Origin of the sequence: Streptomyces venezuelae ATCC 10712, assembly GCF_008639165.1 — a bacterium.
Classification (GTDB): Bacteria; Actinomycetota; Actinomycetes; order Streptomycetales; family Streptomycetaceae; genus Streptomyces; species Streptomyces venezuelae.
This window is the reverse complement of the sequence record NZ_CP029197.1, coordinates 2,455,107-2,468,584: the sequence shown is the minus strand read 5'-3', so window position 1 is coordinate 2,468,584 and position 13,478 is coordinate 2,455,107. Positions and strand designations below refer to the sequence as shown.

At 73.7% G+C, this 13,478-nt stretch carries 14 protein-coding genes; 5 read left to right on the top strand and 9 right to left on the bottom strand.

Annotation, left to right across the window (positions count from 1 at the left end):
- Window positions 1-10 precede the first annotated feature (10 nt).
- On the bottom strand, window positions 11-1,171 hold the full coding sequence (locus DEJ43_RS11325) for a PhoX family protein (RefSeq protein ID WP_015033488.1): 1,161 nt from the start codon (window positions 1,169-1,171) through the stop codon (window positions 11-13).
- A 360-nt stretch (window positions 1,172-1,531) separates the two neighbouring features.
- Between DEJ43_RS11325 and DEJ43_RS11320 the strand changes: the two genes are divergently transcribed.
- The gene (locus DEJ43_RS11320; RefSeq protein ID WP_015033487.1) at window positions 1,532-1,981 is read left to right on the top strand and encodes a group III truncated hemoglobin; all 450 of its coding nucleotides are present in this window, start codon (window positions 1,532-1,534) and stop codon (window positions 1,979-1,981) included.
- Between the two features lie 103 nt (window positions 1,982-2,084).
- Complete coding sequence (locus DEJ43_RS11315; RefSeq protein WP_015033486.1) at window positions 2,085-2,498, top strand: VOC family protein; 414 nt, start codon at window positions 2,085-2,087, stop codon at window positions 2,496-2,498.
- 12 nt (window positions 2,499-2,510) lie between these two features.
- Here the strand turns inward: DEJ43_RS11315 and DEJ43_RS11310 are convergent, their stop codons facing one another.
- The 6 genes from DEJ43_RS11310 to DEJ43_RS11285 all read right to left on the bottom strand — a co-directional run bounded on the left by DEJ43_RS11310 (window position 2,511) and on the right by DEJ43_RS11285 (window position 9,547).
- Window positions 2,511-3,272 carry an SDR family NAD(P)-dependent oxidoreductase gene (locus DEJ43_RS11310; protein WP_015033485.1) on the bottom strand — a complete coding sequence of 254 codons (762 nt, stop codon included), beginning with the start codon at window positions 3,270-3,272 and terminating at the stop codon, window positions 2,511-2,513.
- Window positions 3,273-3,337: 65 nt separating this feature from the next.
- Window positions 3,338-4,609, bottom strand: coding sequence for an MFS transporter (locus DEJ43_RS11305; RefSeq protein ID WP_233447943.1), 1,272 nt, complete (start codon window positions 4,607-4,609; stop codon window positions 3,338-3,340).
- A gap of 209 nt (window positions 4,610-4,818) precedes the next feature.
- Window positions 4,819-5,403: a TetR/AcrR family transcriptional regulator gene (locus DEJ43_RS11300; RefSeq protein WP_041662362.1), complete on the bottom strand. Its 585-nt coding sequence runs from the start codon at window positions 5,401-5,403 to the stop codon at window positions 4,819-4,821.
- A gap of 51 nt (window positions 5,404-5,454) precedes the next feature.
- A complete protein-coding gene (gene nirD, locus DEJ43_RS11295) occupies window positions 5,455-5,802 on the bottom strand; it encodes a nitrite reductase small subunit NirD (RefSeq protein WP_015033482.1) in 348 nt (115 codons plus the stop codon).
- The gene (nirB, locus tag DEJ43_RS11290) at window positions 5,799-8,333 is read right to left on the bottom strand and encodes a nitrite reductase large subunit NirB (RefSeq protein ID WP_150253456.1); all 2,535 of its coding nucleotides are present in this window, start codon (window positions 8,331-8,333) and stop codon (window positions 5,799-5,801) included. The genes nirD and nirB overlap by 4 nt, the downstream gene beginning before the upstream one ends.
- Window positions 8,330-9,547: an NAD(P)/FAD-dependent oxidoreductase gene (locus tag DEJ43_RS11285; protein WP_015033480.1), complete on the bottom strand. Its 1,218-nt coding sequence runs from the start codon at window positions 9,545-9,547 to the stop codon at window positions 8,330-8,332. The genes nirB and DEJ43_RS11285 overlap by 4 nt, the downstream gene beginning before the upstream one ends.
- A gap of 303 nt (window positions 9,548-9,850) precedes the next feature.
- Between DEJ43_RS11285 and DEJ43_RS11280 the strand changes: the two genes are divergently transcribed.
- From DEJ43_RS11280 to DEJ43_RS11270, 3 genes are read left to right on the top strand one after another with little or no spacing between them, the layout of a single operon-like run.
- Window positions 9,851-11,158, top strand: coding sequence for a ferredoxin reductase family protein (locus tag DEJ43_RS11280; RefSeq protein WP_071892430.1), 1,308 nt, complete (start codon window positions 9,851-9,853; stop codon window positions 11,156-11,158).
- Window positions 11,151-11,342, top strand: a complete 192-nt coding sequence (locus tag DEJ43_RS11275) for a hypothetical protein (protein WP_145953701.1) — start codon at window positions 11,151-11,153, stop codon at window positions 11,340-11,342. The genes DEJ43_RS11280 and DEJ43_RS11275 overlap by 8 nt, the downstream gene beginning before the upstream one ends.
- A gap of 37 nt (window positions 11,343-11,379) precedes the next feature.
- Window positions 11,380-12,165: a sulfite exporter TauE/SafE family protein gene (locus DEJ43_RS11270; protein WP_015033476.1), complete on the top strand. Its 786-nt coding sequence runs from the start codon at window positions 11,380-11,382 to the stop codon at window positions 12,163-12,165.
- 15 nt (window positions 12,166-12,180) lie between these two features.
- Here the strand turns inward: DEJ43_RS11270 and DEJ43_RS11265 are convergent, their stop codons facing one another.
- Together DEJ43_RS11265 and DEJ43_RS11260 are read right to left on the bottom strand one after the other, a co-directional pair.
- A complete protein-coding gene (locus tag DEJ43_RS11265) occupies window positions 12,181-12,798 on the bottom strand; it encodes a class F sortase (protein WP_015033475.1) in 618 nt (205 codons plus the stop codon).
- An 80-nt stretch (window positions 12,799-12,878) separates the two neighbouring features.
- Window positions 12,879-13,385, bottom strand: coding sequence for a hypothetical protein (locus tag DEJ43_RS11260; RefSeq protein ID WP_015033474.1), 507 nt, complete (start codon window positions 13,383-13,385; stop codon window positions 12,879-12,881).
- Window positions 13,386-13,478: the final 93 nt, after the last annotated feature.

Here is a 13,478-nt window from a genome sequence, read left to right as displayed (position 1 = left end):
CGCGCGCGGGTCACGCGCGGAACGGGCCCGTCACCTCGTAGGTGATGCCGCCGGAGGAGCTGCCGCTGGTGCCCCGCTGGCTGGAGAAGTACAGGCGCCTGCCGTCGGGGGAGAAGGCCGGGCCGGTGATCTCGGAGGAGGACTGGCCGGTGATCCGCAGGAACGGGGCGACGACGTCGTCCGGGGTGATCACGCAGATCTCCATGTTGCCGCCGTCCTCGGCGATGAACAGGTCGCCGGAGGAGGAGCCCGTCACGTTGTCGACACCGGTGAGCGGGGCGGCGCCGCTGGGGACGAGCGAGTCGTCGTATGCCAGCTCGTAGGTGTTGGTGGTGAGGTTGAGCTGCCAGAGGCGGTTGTCGCCCTTGGTGGTGAACCAGACGGTGTCGTTGGCGTAGTGGCAGCCCTCGCCGCCGTTGAACTTCTTCGCACCGGAGACCTGGCTGCGGGTCACGGTCGGCGAGCCGTCCGGGTCCGGCACGTTCTGCCAGCTGAAGGAGCCGGAGGAGGCGGTGCCCGCGACCATCACCTGGAGGGTGCCGGAGGAGAGGTCGCCCCAGGTGGTGGGGATGAAGCGGTAGAAGCAGCCGCTGGTCTCGTCCTCGGTCAGGTAGACGACCTTGCGGACCGGGTCGGCGGCGGCGGCCTCGTGCTTGAACCGGCCCATGGCGGCCCGGCGGACGGCCGCGTTCACGCCGTACGGGTCGGTCTCGTAGACGTATCCGAGGCTGACCTCCTCGCAGGAGAGCCAGGTGTTCCACGGGGTCTTGCCGCCCGCGCAGTTCTGCCGGGTGCCGGACAGGATGCGGTACGCGCCGGTGACCGCGCCCGTCGATCCGAACCGCACCGCGCTCGCGCCGCCGCTCGGGTTGATCTCCGAGTTGGACACGTAGATCCAGCCGGTCCCGTCGGCGAAACAGGCGCCGCCGTCGGGGGCGCTGTGCCAGGTGTACGAGGTGCCGGGCACGGTCTGGCCCGAGCGGGCGACGACCCGGCTGGTGAACCCGGCGGGCAGCAGGATGCCGTTGGCGTCCGCCGGGCCGAGGGCGCCGTAGGGGCCGGCGCCCGGCTGAGCCGGGGCCGCGTACGCGGCGCCGTGCATCAGGGTGCCGCCGAAGGCGGCCGCCGAGGTGCCGATGACCGCTCCACGCAGGAAACTGCGTCGCTCCACGTCTCACTCCTGAGAAGGGTGGTGAACCGCCCCGTCAGACCGGTCGGCGACGGGGTCGCGCGCTTCCGGAAACTAGGAGTACGGAATTGACTGTGCATCAACAAGCGGTGAAGGGGAAGCGGCGGGGCACTGTCGTTCGGACGGAGCGCGGGTCCGTGAGCGGGTCCACGAGCGGGTCCACGGGCTGATCCATGGCCGGCTCCACGGCCGGGGGCCCACGAGCGGGTCCACGGGCCGATCCACGGCCGGGTCCACGGCCGGGGGTCCACCGGCGGGCCCGTGAGCGGGCCCACGGGCTGATCGCCGGGCGGGGACCTTCGGCACTACGGTTCCGGTCGGCCCGGCGGGCACACTGGGGGCATGAGCGCCACCCGGGACATCCGTGACCGAGACGACCTCGACGTGCTGCTGCGGCGGTTCTACGGGGCCGCCTTCGCCGATCCGCTCATCGGGCCGTTCTTCACCGAGATCGCCGGCACCGACCTGGAGGTCCACCTGCCGCGCATCACCGACTTCTGGGAGCGGGCCCTCTTCCGTACCGCCGGCTACGGGCGCGACGCCTTCGCCCCGCACGCCGCCCTGCACACCGCCCGGCCCCTCACCGCCGCCCACTTCGGCCGCTGGACACAGCTCTGGCGGGCCACCGTCGACGGGCTGCACACGGGACCCCGGGCCGAGCGGGCCAAGGCGCAGGGCGAGCGGATCGCCCTCGCCATGCTGCGGCGGCTCGCCGGGCCCGGCGCGGACACGGCGGGCACCGGCGGCGGTTTCGTCCCCCTGGCGGCCCTCCGGCTGCGCTCGGCGGCCTGAGCGCGAAAGATCTCTTCGGGAGAGCGATGAGTTACGGGCGGCCCGCCCGTCCTCCCTCTTGAGAGCGCCGGAACGACCGGACAGCAAGGGAAGAGAGCGCGTCATGGCCCCCCAGATGATCTTCGTGAACCTGCCCGTCAAGGACGTCGACGCCAGCAAGGCCTTCTACGGGAAGCTCGGCTTCACGCACAACCCGCAGTTCAGCGACGAGACCACCACCTGTGTGGTCCTCAGCGACACGATCTTCGTGATGCTGCTCGAAGAGGACAAGTTCAAGTCCTTCATGGCCCCCGGCAAGGAGATCTCCGACGCGACCAAGGTCACCGAGGTCATGCTCACGCTGAGCGCCGAGAGCATCGACGAGGTCGACCGGCTGGCCCTCGCCGCCCTCGCCGCCGGAGGCACGCAGCCGAAGGACCCGATGGTGAGGAGCTTCATGTACGGCCGGTCGTTCACCGACCTGGACGGCCACCACTGGGAGGCCTTCTGGATGAACCCGGCGGCCGTCCACGGCTGAGCCCCGCCCGCGTCAGGCGGAGACGCCGCCGTCGATCACCAGGTCCGTCCCGACGGCGGAGCCCGCCGCGTCCGACGCGAGGTACAGCACGGCCGCCGCCACCTCCGCGGCGGAGGAGATGCGGCCCAGCGGCGACTCCCCCTTCATCCGGACCTCCCGCTCGGCCTCCGTCTCGCCGGGCCGCAGCGACATCGCGGACTCCGACGCGCCGGGGCTCACGGCGTTGATCCGGACCCCGTCACCGATGTGGTCCAGGGCGGCGGCCCTGGTCAGGGCGGAGACGGCGGCCTTCGACACCTGGTAGCCGAAGAGCCCGGGGAAGCGGACGTGCGGGCCCAGGTTCGACGCGATGTTCACGATCGCGCCGCCGCCGTGCGCCCGCATGTGGGCCACCTCGGCCTGTAGGGCGTGGAGCACGCCCGTGACGTTGATGTCGAGCAGCGTCCGCCAGTCGTCGAGCGGGAAGTCGGCGGCGCTGTGGCCGCCGCGGAAGACGCCCGCGTTGTTCACGGCCACGTCGAGCCCGCCGAAGACCTCGACCGTGCGCCGGACCAGTTCCCGTACGGACGCGGCGTCGGCGACGTCGGCGGTGACGGCCGCGGCGGTGCCCCCGGCGGCGTCGATCAGGTCCACGGTGTCCGCGAGGGGGCCGGCGGTCCGGCCGGCCACGACGACCTTCGCGCCCTCGGCGGCGAAGGCGAGCGCGATGGCCCGGCCGAGACCGGAACCGGCGCCGGTGACGAGGACGACGCGGTCGGTGAAGCGTGCGTTCATGAGAGTCGACTCCCGAGTGAGTGCTGGGTACGTGTGCGGCTTCGGTGCCGGCTGGGTGGGTGGTGTCACTTGAGGCGGATCGTGGTGACGGCGAGTGCGGCGAAGAGGGCGGCCGCGGCCGCCAGGGACACCGCGTCCCCGCCGAGGGTGAGCAGGGTGGCGAAGACGACGGTCGGCCCGAGCTCCATCGCCGTGTTCAGGACGCCGCCCGCGAGGCCCGCCCGGTGCGCGGGGACGCCGTCGGTGGCCAGGACGGCGGCGGCCGCGAAGGACAGCGCGCCGCCCGCCGGCAGCAGGACCATGCCGGGGAGGAGCCCGTACGCGTACGGCGCCGAGGTGTCGAATCCGGTCGCGGCGAGCAGTCCGAGGCCGGCCGCCGCCGTCGTGAGCCCGGCGGCCGTCACGCGCCCGGCGCCGAAGCGGCCGATCAGCGGGCCCGCGAGCCGTCCCGCGCCGAGCAGGGCGGCCGCGAAGGGCACGAAGGCGGCGGAGGTCCGGAGTTCGGTCCAGCCGCGCTGCTGCTGGAAGGAAAGAGAGAGCAGGATGAAGACGGTGGCCGTGCCGGCCGCCGTGAGCCCGATCGCGGCGAGGCCGCGGACCCGGCGGCCGTCGCGCAGGAAGTCGGGGGGCAGCAGCGGGTCGGCGGTGCGTCGCTCCACGGCCGCGAAGGCGGCCAGCAGGACGAGCCCGGTGAGCAGGGGGACCAGGACCGCGGCGGAGCCCCAGGGGTGGGCGTCGGTGAGGACGAGCCCGTAGCTGGCGAGGGTGATTCCGGCGGTGGCGAGCAGGGCGCCCGGGAGGTCGAGGGCGCGGCCCGGGCCCGGCGGCGTCACGGGCAGCGCGCGGGGTGCGAGGAGCAGGGCCGCGAGGGTGACCGCGACCGGGACCGCGAAGGTGCCGCGCCAGGACGTGGCGGCCGCGATCACGCCGGAGAGCAGGTTCCCCGCCGTCGCGCCGAGCACCGAGAGGCCGCCCCAGGTGGCCATCGCCCTGCCGTACGAGGCCGGTTCGGGGAACAGCGACCGGAGCACGGCCATCGCGGCCGGGGCGACCAGCGCCGCGCCCGTGCCCTGCCCGAACCGGGCGGCGAGCAGCGCCTCGTAGCCGGGTGCGAGCGGTGCGAGGGCGGAGGCGGCGCCGAAGACGAGCAGGCCGGTGGTGAGCGTCCGCCGGCCGCCGAAGCGGTCGGCGAGCCGCCCGCCGAGCAGGAGCAGCCCGGCGAAGGTCAGGCCGTACGCGGCGCTGAGCAGGATCAGCTGGGCCCGGTCGAGGTGGAACTCGGCGCCGATGCGGGGGAGGGGTACGGCGAGGGAGGCGAGCGTGAAGATGAGCGTCATCTGCACGGCCCCGAGGAGCAGGAACCCTCCGCGGGTGCGGCGCGGCCGGCTCGCTCCTGTTGCCTCCGCTACCTCCGTTGCCTCCGTTGCCTCCGTGGCCTCGACGGGCTTTGGCGTCGTCGTGGACGGCATACTCGATCCCCCCTATAATTGACCGTACATTCCAGAATGAGCCCCGAAGAAAGGGCGCCCCCCGTGGGCGCCCCTTCTCAGTCCAGCAGGCCCAGTGCCTGCTCCGCCGCGTCCCGGACCCTCGCCGGGTCGCTCGACGCCTTGCCGACCACCCGGATGCCCTGGAGCAGGACCAGGAGCATGCGCGCCAGGGCCCTCGGGTCCCGGTCGGCCGGGAGCTCGCCCCCGGCACGCGCCCGGACGAGCGCCGCGTGCAGGAGCGTCTCGATCTGCTCCCAGCTCAGCTCGACCCGGCGGGCCACCGCCGTGTCGTGCGGCCCCAGTTCCGCCGCCGAGTTGGTGACGAAGCAGCCGTTCAGCCGCTCCTCGTCGGCCGACGCCTCGGCGGCGAAGCGGCGGACGAGCGTGCGCACGGCCGGCAGGGCCGGCCCCGGCGCGGACAGCTCCTCGACGAGCCGGGGGTCCCGGGTCTCCAGGTAGCGGTCCATCGCCTTCAGGTACAGCTCGTGCTTGTTCCCGAAGGTCGCGTAGATGCTGGCCCGGCCGATGCCGAGGCGCTCCACGAGGTCCGACATCGTCGTCGCCTCGTAGCCGCGCGCCCAGAACAGCTCGAGGGCGGCCTGGAGCGCGGCGTCGGGATCGAATTCCTTGGTCCTGGCCACGAGAAGACCGTACAAATATCTGGAACGACCGGTCAAGTATCCGTGGGGGACTTACGCCACGCGCACCGGGAACACCGTCACCGCGACCTCGTCGTCGTCCAGGCAGCGGCCCGTCTCCAGGTCGAAGCGCTGCTTCAGGAGCGGCGAGGCCACGAACGGCCGCCCGTCCGCCGAACCGACGAGCCCGCGCGAGAGCACCTGCGCCCCGGTGAACGGATCGCGGTTGTCGATCGCGTACGTCCGGCCCGCACGGTCGCGGAAGACCGCCGCCTGCCGGCCGTCCGGCAGCAGCGCCGCCACGCCCCGGCCCGGGGTCAGCCGGGCCTCCTCGCAGACGGCCAGCCAGGAACCGGGAGACTCGGGTGACTCGGGGGACAGGGACAGTTCGAGGGTCGTCATCGGGAGGTGGCCCCTTCCAGGTTGCCGATCGTGAGGATCGTGAGGTCCGGCTTGATCTGGTCGCGCTCCGGCACGAACCGGACCGACGGGTCCGGCGCCCCCGGCGCGTTCACGAACGAGACGAAGCGCCGCAGCCGCTCCGGGTCGTCCAGGGTCTGCGCCCACTCGTCCTGGTAGTCGGCGACGTGCGCCGCCATCAGCGCCTCCAGCTCCTCGCAGAGCCCGAGCGAGTCGTGCACCACCACGTCCTTGAGGTGGTCGAGGCCGCCCTCAAGGCGCTCCAGCCAGGTCGACGTCCGCTCCAGGCGGTCCGCCGTCCGGATGTAGAACATCAGGAACCGGTCGATCAGGCGCACCAGTTCGGCGTCCGACAGGTCCTGGGCGAGCAGGTCCGCGTGGCGCGGGGTCGCGCCGCCGTTCCCGCCGACGTACAGGTTCCAGCCGTTGGCCGTCGCGATGATCCCGAAGTCCTTCGACTGCGCCTCCGCGCACTCACGGGCGCAGCCGGAGACCGCCGACTTCAGCTTGTGCGGGGCGCGCAGGCCCCGGTAGCGCAGCTCCAGCTGGATCGCCATCTTCACCGAGTCCTGCACGCCGTACCGGCACCAGGTCTGTCCGACGCAGGACTTGACCGTGCGCAGCGCCTTGCCGTACGCGTGCCCCGACTCGAAGCCCGCGTCGACCAGCCGGGTCCAGATCGCCGGGAGCTGGTCCACCCGGGCGCCGAAGAGGTCGATCCGCTGACCGCCGGTGATCTTCGTGTAGAGGCCGAAGTCGCGCGCCACCTCGCCGATCACGATCAGCTTGTCCGGGGTGATCTCCCCGCCGGGGATGCGCGGCACCACCGAATAGGAGCCGTTGCGCTGCAGGTTGGCGAGGAAGTGGTCGTTGGTGTCCTGGAGGGAGGCCTGCTCGCCGTCCAGGATGTAGCCGCCCAGGCCGATCGTCGGGGCGAGGGACGCCAGGATCGAGCCGACGGTCGGCTTGCAGACCTCGCAGCCCTCACCGCCCCGCGCCTCCTCCCGTCCGTGCGAGTCGAGCAGCGCGGCGAAGGAGGTGATCCGCAGGGTGCGGGCGATCTCGTACAGCTCGCTCCGGTTGTACGAGAAGCAGCGGCACAGGCCCTTGTCGGTGGGCGCCGGCAGCAGCTTCTCGATCACCTTCACGCAACTGCCGCAGCCCGTGCCGGCCTTGGTGCACTTCTTCACCTCGGCGAGCGACTCGCACTGGCCGATCGCGTGCTTCGTGACGTTGTGGCAGGAGCAGATCACCGCGTCGTCCGGCAGCGCCGAGGGCCCCAGCGCCACCGGCGCGCCCGCCCCCGCCGGAAGCACCAGCTGCTCGGGGGAGACCGGCGGCACGGTGCCGGTGAGCGGCCTCAGCAGGCCGTACTGCTCGGCGTCGCCGACCAGGACGCCGCCGAGGAGGACGCCTTCGCCGCTCACCACCAGCTTCTTGTAGACGCCCGAGCGGGAGTCGGAGTACACGACGTCGAGGCAGCCCTCCGCCGCGCCGTGCGCGTCGCCGAAGGAGGCCACGTCCACGCCGAGCAGCTTCAGCTTCGTCGACATGTCGGCGCCGGTGAAGCCGTCGTCGGCCGCCCCGCCGGCGATCGCCGCGGCCGCCGTCTGCGCCATCTCGTACCCCGGCGCGACCAGGCCGTACACCCGGCCGTCGACGGCCAGGGCGCACTCGCCGATCGCGAAGACCGCCGGGTCCGAGGTGCGGCACCGCTCGTCGACCGCGATGCCGCCGCGCTCGCCGACCGTGAGGCCGCAGTCGCGGGCCAGCTGGTCCCGGGGCCGTACGCCCGCCGAGAACACGACCATGTCCGTGGCCAGTTCGGAGCCGTCCGACAGCTTCATGCCCGTGACGACCCCGTCCGCCGTCACGACCTCCTGCGTGCCCGTTCCCGTGTGGACGGTCAGACCCATCCGTTCGATCGTGCGCAGCAGCGCCGCGCCGCCGCCCTCGTCGACCTGCACCGGCATCAGCCGCGGCGCGAACTCCACGACGTGGGTGTCGAGACCGAGGCCCTTGAGCGCGCCCGCCGCCTCAAGGCCGAGCAGACCGCCGCCGACGACCGCGCCGGTCGTCGCCGTCTTCGCGTACTCCTCGATCGCGAGGAGGTCCTCGATCGTCCGGTAGACGAAACAGCCCCGGGCGTCCTTGCCGGGCACGGGCGGCACGAACGGGTACGAGCCGGTGGCCAGGACCAGGGTGTCGTACGCGAACACCCGGCCCGAGCGGGCCGTGACCGTGCGGGCCTCCCGGTCCACCGACTCCGCCGCGTCGCCCACGTACAGCTCGATGCCGTGCTTCTCCATGAAGCCCGCCTCGACCATCGACAGGTCGTCCGGGGTCTTGCCCGAGAAGTACGAGGTCAGCTGCACGCGGTCGTAGGCCGGGCGCGGCTCCTCGCAGAGGACCACGATCCTGGCCCGCTCGGTGACCCCACGGTCGGCGAGCGACTCCAGGAAGCGCTGGCCGACCATTCCGTGGCCGACCAGGACGATGGTGGGGGTGGTCATGAGGAGCCTCCGTCGTGGGTGAGCAGGTGCAGCAGGGGGGCCTCGTCGGGCAGGGCTTCGTCGCCCTCCCAGGCCCGGGCGAGCGTGCCGACGGCGGCCAGGTCGCCGAGGAGGACGCCGCCGACGAGCCGGTCACCGCGGACGATCACCTTGCGGTAGGCGTTGCGGGTGGCGTCGTTGAGCTGGACGACGTCGTCGCCGGGGCGGGCGGTGGTCTCTCCGAAAGCGGCGAGGTCGAGGGGCTCCGCGCCGCCGAGCGTGAGCCGCGTGAGCGCCCGGGTGCCGGTGTAGCCCCCCGTGGTGGGGGCGTCTCGGGGCGGCGTCGCCTCCGAGAGGAGGACGGCCGCCAGGGCGTCGGCCTGTTCCAGGGCGGGGCCCGCCAGGCCGTAGACCCGGCCCGCGTGTTCGGCGCAGTCGCCCACCGCGTGGATGTACGGGTCCGAGGTGCGCAGGGAGTCGTCCACGACGATGCCCGTGGACACCGTCAGGCCCGCCTCCCTGGCCAGGGCCACCCTCGGGCGGACCCCGCAGGCCAGGACCACGACCTGGGCGTCGAGGACGAAGCCGTCGGCCAGTTCGACCGCCGTGACCTCGCCGTCCCGCTGCCGCAGCCCGCTCACCCGGCACTCGGTGTGCACCTCGACCCCGAGGGACTCCATGTGCTCGCGCAGCAGCTCCGAGGCGGACGCGTCCAGTTGGCGTTCCATGAGCCGCTCGCCCTGCTGGGTGAGGACCACCTCCGCGCCGAGGGCCGCCAGCGCCCGCGCCGCCGAGACGCCGAGGAGCCCGCCGCCGATGACCACCGCCCGCACTCCCGGCCGGACCCGGTCGCGCAGCGCCAGGCAGTCGTCGAGGGTGCGGAAGGCGTGGACGCCGGCGGGCGGCTGCGCGCCGCGCAGTCCGCGCAGCGGCGGCAGCACCGGGTTGGAGCCGGTGGCGAGGACGAGCCGGTCGTAGCCGACGAGCGTGCCGTCGGCGCACTCCACCGTCCGCGCCGCGCGGTCGATCCGCACCGCCCGCACCCCGAGCCGTGCCGGCTCCGGGGGTTCGGGCAGGGCGATCACCTCGGGGGCGTACCGCCCGGCGAGGACGTCGGCGAGCAGCACCCTGTTGTAGGGGGCGTGCTGCTCCTCGCCGAGGAGGGTGACGGGCAGGCGCTGGGCGAGCCGGGCGCCCGCCGTTCCGCCCCCGACCACCACGATCCGTGTCTTCATACCGGGAAGCGTGCGCGGCCGGTGTTACCCGGCGGCATCCCGACTGTTTCCCGTACGGAACGCTGATCTCCGCCCGGGGCCGGGAGCGCTGTGAGGCCCGGCCGGGTTAACGCGCGGTCAGCCTTGGCTCAAGCCGGCCTTAAGGATCGGGGAGACCGGGCTGAGCAGGGGTTTCCCGTATACGGGCGGACCTAGGGTGCCGCTGTGACCACCGAGGCCAGCCACCCTCTCTACGTACCCCTGCGCGCCGAAGCCGCCCCCGAGGCGGCCCCCGAACCGGTCCTCGCCGCACCCGTTCCCGCCCTGCGGCTCGCCCCCGACCGGCTGCGGACCGCGATCCTCGCCGGTGCCGGGGCCGTCGCCCTGCTCTGGGGCGTGCAGGCCCGCCCCTCCGCCCGGCTCGACGCCTTCTTCGCCTCCGGCGCCCATCTCACCGGACTCCTCGCCGGGTACGGCGTCCTCGTCCTGCTGCTGCTCATGGCCAGGGTCCCCGCCGTCGAGCACGGCGTGGGCGCCGACCGGCTGGCCCGCTGGCACGCCCTCGGCGGCCGGTACGTGCTCGGCCTGATCGGCGCCCACGCCCTCCTCGCGCTCTGCGGATACGCGGTGCACACCCGTACCGACCTGGTCACCGCCACCGGTGACCTCCTCGCCTACGGGGCGATCGCCGCCGCCACCGCGGGCACCGCCCTGTTCGTCGCCGTCGGCGTCACCTCCGCCCGGGCCGTACGGAGCCGGGTCCGGCACGAGACCTGGCGGGCCGTCCACCTCGGCGGGCTGCTCGCCGCCGCCCTCGGCTTCGTCCACCAGCTCGCCGGCCCCGACCTCGCCGGCGGTCTCCTCACCCGCTGGCTGTGGTCGATGGCCCACGCCACGGTCGCCGTCCTCCTCCTCTGGTACCGGCTGGCCGTCCCCGTCCGCGCCGCCCTCCGGCACGAGCTGCGGGTCGCCGAGGTCCGCGACGAGGGCCCGGGGGTCGTCTCGGTCCTGGTCCGGGGCAGGGGAGTGGCCCGACTGCGCGCCGAACCGGGCCAGTTCTTCCGCTGGCGCTTCCTGCGGCGCGGGCTCTGGGCGACGGCCCTGCCCTTCTCGCTCTCCGCGCCCGTCCGCGACGACACCCTGCGGATCACCGTCAAGGCCCTCGGCGACCACACCCGCCGCATCCGGCGGCTCCGGCCCGGCACCCGGGTCCTGGCCTCCGGACCGTTCGGCGCGCTCACCGCGCACCGCCGCACCCGCCGCAAGGTCCTGCTGCTCGCGGGCGGCGTCGGCATCACCCCGCTGCGGGCCCTGTTCGAGACGCTCCCCGGCGGGCCCGGCGACGTGACCCTGCTCTACCGGGCCCCGGACGCCGCCGGACTCGTGCTGCGCCGGGAACTGGAGGCCATCGCCGGCGAACGGCAGGCCGCCGTCCACTTCCTCCTCGGCCGCTCCGACGACTCCTTCGACCCCCTCGCGCCGCGCGCCCTGCGCCACCTGGTGCCGGACCTCGCCGCCCACGACGTGTACCTCTGCGGCCCGCCCGGGATGGCCCGGGCCGCCACCGCCAACCTGATCCGGGCCGGCGTACCGGCCTCCCGCATCCACAGCGAGGACTTCGACCATGCCTAGACACGGCGCTCCCCGCGTCCCCACCGTCCACCAGGCCCGGCGCCGGCTCGCCGCCGCGCTCCTCGGCGCCGGGGCGCTCACCGCGACCCTCCTCACCGCCTCCGTCACCCCGGCCGCGCCACCGGCCCCCGACCGGGGCCCGGGCGCGGCAAGCTCAGACGTAGCTCAACTCTCCAGGGATTGATGGACGGGGCAACGATCTCCTCCCTACGCTCACGGGCATGCCCGAGATATCGCTGACCACCCTTGTCCTGCTCTGCCTCGCCGCGCTGGTGGCGGGCTGGATCGACGCCGTGGTCGGCGGAGGCGGGCTGCTCCTGCTGCCCGCCCTGCTGCTCGGGCTGCCGAACGTCCACGCCGCGCACATCCTCGGCACCAACAAGGCGGTCGCGATCGTGGGGACCACCGGGGCCGCCGTCACCTATGTCCGCAAGGCGCCCGTCCAGGTCTGGACGGCGGTCCGGATCGGGCTCGCGGCCCTCACGGGCTCGATGGGCGGCGCGTTCTTCGCGGCCGGGATCAGCAGCGACGTCCTGCGCCCGGTCATCATGGTGGTGCTGCTCGCGGTGGCCGCCTTCGTGGTGCTGCGGCCGTCCTTCGGCGCGAAGGCCGAGGGCGAGGAGCGGGCGCCGCTGACCCGGGCCCGGATCGTGACCGCGATCGTGGTGGTCGGCGGCGGGATCGGCTTCTACGACGGCCTGTTCGGGCCCGGCACCGGCACCTTCCTGGTCCTCGCGCTGACCGCCGTGCTCCACCTCGACCTGGTGACGGCCTCCGCCACCGCCAAGATCGTCAACGTCTGCACCAACGCGGGCGCGCTCGCGATGTTCGCCTACCAGGGCAGCGTGTACTGGCAGCTCGCGGCCGTCATGGCGGTCTTCAACCTGATCGGCGGGACCGTCGGCGCGCGGATGGCGCTGAGCAAGGGGGCCGAGTTCGTGCGCGGGGTCCTGCTGGTCGTGGTCCTCTCGCTGGTCGCGAAGCTGGCCTTCGACCAGTGGGCCTGAGCGCTGCCGGGCGGGTCAGCGCACCCCGATGAGGTGGCCGTACGCGACCACGTTCCCCTGGTAGCCGTTCTTCTTCGAGAAGCCGCCGCCGCAGGTGATCACCCGGATCTCGGCCCGGTCCGCCTCGTCGTACACCTTCCGGTCCGGGAAGTCCTTGTTGGCGTAGACCTCGACCGCGTCGACCGTGAACACCGCGGTCCGCCCGTCCTGCCGGTCCACCTCGATCCGGTGGCCCTTCTTCAGGGCGCCGAGCGTGTAGAAGACGGCGGGCCCGTCGGCGTTGTCGACGTGGCCCGCGACGATCGCCGTGCCCTTGGCGCCGGGCGGGGTGCCGTCCTTGTACCAGCCGGCCATGTTCCGGTTCCCGGCCGGCGGTACGTCGAGCGAGCCGTCCCGGGCCAGGCCGAGCCGCATCATCGGGGTGTCCACATCGGTCTCGGGGATGCGCAGCCGGACCGGCGCCGAGGGCGGCAGCGGGTCGGCGGCCGCGTCGGTGTGCACGCTCGGCCCGGCGGCGAAGGCCTGGGCGGCCGACGGCACGGGCGGGGTGACCTGCTCAGAGCCGTTCTGGACGAGCCAGAGCCCGACGCAGGCGGCCACGGCTATGCCCCAGCCCTTGCTCCTGTTGCTCACCTGGGTTCCCTAGGGGGTGTGGCCCCGCCCCCGCCGGACCGTGTTCGGGCGCGCGGCGGGGGCAGGACGGGCGGACGGTCTCAGTGGCCCTGCGCGCCGCTCGCCCGGCGGCGCAGGAGCCAGACCCCGCCCACGGCGGCTGCGGCCAGCACCGCCGCGCCCGCCGTGACCTGGGCGGTGTCGGGGCCCACACTGCCGCCGACACCGGTCTGGACGTGGCCGCTGGGACGACGGTGCTTGACGGTCAGGTCGCCCCGGGCCGTTTTGCCGTTGTCGCAGGCCACGCTGATGCCGTAGGTGCCGGCCTTGGCGTGCTCCGGCACGTGGAACTGTCCGACCACGACTTCCTTGTGGGTGCTCGGGTTCAGCTGGAACTCGCCCGCGCCGAGCGAGTTCGCGTCGCCGACGCCGTGGCCGTGCTTGCCGCAGGCGAGGGTGTTGACGGTCACCGTGGTGCCGGGGGAGGCCTCGGAGGGGAAGATCTCCAGCCATTCGTTGTCACCGGCGAAGGCCGAGGGGACGGCGAGGACTCCGAACGCGGCGACCGTCAGCGCGGTACCGGTGAACAGGCGGACAGTGGTGCGCATAGGGGGGCCTCCGGGGCGCGCGAGCGGTCGAGCGGGGCGGTCCTCCCGGGAGGGACTTCCCGGAACGACCTTCTGTGACCGAGATAAGAGCCG

Bases quoted from the DNA above. Each gene is read 5' to 3' on its own strand.
- nirB (WP_150253456.1), bottom strand. From the start codon at position 8,333: ATGACCACCCCCACCATCGTCCTGGTCGGCCACGGAATGGTCGGCCAG.
- DEJ43_RS11320 (WP_015033487.1), top strand. From the start codon at position 1,532: ATGAGCGCCACCCGGGACATCCGTGACCGAGACGACCTCGACGTGCTG.
- DEJ43_RS11315 (WP_015033486.1), top strand. From the start codon at position 2,085: ATGGCCCCCCAGATGATCTTCGTGAACCTGCCCGTCAAGGACGTCGAC.
- DEJ43_RS11275 (WP_145953701.1), top strand. From the start codon at position 11,151: ATGCCTAGACACGGCGCTCCCCGCGTCCCCACCGTCCACCAGGCCCGG.
- nirD (WP_015033482.1), bottom strand. From the start codon at position 5,802: ATGACGACCCTCGAACTGTCCCTGTCCCCCGAGTCACCCGAGTCTCCC.
- DEJ43_RS11260 (WP_015033474.1), bottom strand. From the start codon at position 13,385: ATGCGCACCACTGTCCGCCTGTTCACCGGTACCGCGCTGACGGTCGCC.
- DEJ43_RS11305 (WP_233447943.1), bottom strand. From the start codon at position 4,609: ATGACGCTCATCTTCACGCTCGCCTCCCTCGCCGTACCCCTCCCCCGC.
- DEJ43_RS11270 (WP_015033476.1), top strand. From the start codon at position 11,380: ATGCCCGAGATATCGCTGACCACCCTTGTCCTGCTCTGCCTCGCCGCG.
- DEJ43_RS11285 (WP_015033480.1), bottom strand. From the start codon at position 9,547: ATGAAGACACGGATCGTGGTGGTCGGGGGCGGAACGGCGGGCGCCCGG.
- DEJ43_RS11310 (WP_015033485.1), bottom strand. From the start codon at position 3,272: ATGAACGCACGCTTCACCGACCGCGTCGTCCTCGTCACCGGCGCCGGT.